Genomic DNA, 666 nt, shown 5'->3' on the forward strand with positions numbered 1-666 from the left:
GGTGTCGTCGGGTGGGCCGGTGTCGTTCGTCGGGCTGTGGAGGCAGCCGTCGTGCTCGGCCACGTCACCGGGACGAGTGACCTCGGTGGTGCCGGTGTGATCACGCAGGAACCGGTGCCCGTGCGGCGAGGTCCACACCCACGCCCCGACCTCGAGGACCTGGTAGCGCCACGCAGTCAACGTCTTGAGCCGGTGATGCCGCCGACACAACGGAGCCAGATTGCACGAACACGTCGCCCCATCCTGACCATGAGGCACGTTGTGGTCGTGATCGCACCCCTGAGCCGGACGAGTGCAGTAGGGAAACACGCAACACTTCGCGATCGCATCAACCTGCACCTTGAGCCGGTCCGGGATCTCATAGGCATCCACCGCCTGATGATCAGCCAGATCAATCACCGGCCGCACCACCACCCCGGTGTCCGAACGCCCCGCCCACTCCGCAACCATCGCCGCACTGACCGGCTGATCACCACGCTCCAACCGCCCCACCACACCAAACACACCCGCACCCGCACCCGCAGTCGCGGCATCCGCGGACTGGCCGCTCCTACCGGCACCTGCCGTGACCGTTCCGCTCAGGCCGGCGGCGGCCGCAGCCCTGGCTGCCTTCCGGGCCTGCTTGGCCTTCTTGTTCTTGCGGTTCTTCGTCTTCTTCGTCTTCGT

The 666-nt window shown here is 66.8% G+C and carries 1 protein-coding gene; it reads right to left on the bottom strand.

Features of this window, described 5'->3' with window-relative positions; translation table 11 throughout:
- Positions 1-666: HNH endonuclease signature motif containing protein (locus tag NJ4_RS26195; protein ID WP_169799334.1), on the bottom strand; the 666-nt coding region annotated here is incomplete at both ends.

The organism is Nocardioides jensenii JCM 1364 = NBRC 14755 (genome assembly GCF_001552535.1).
GTDB classification, from domain to species: Bacteria; Actinomycetota; Actinomycetes; order Propionibacteriales; family Nocardioidaceae; genus Nocardioides; species Nocardioides jensenii.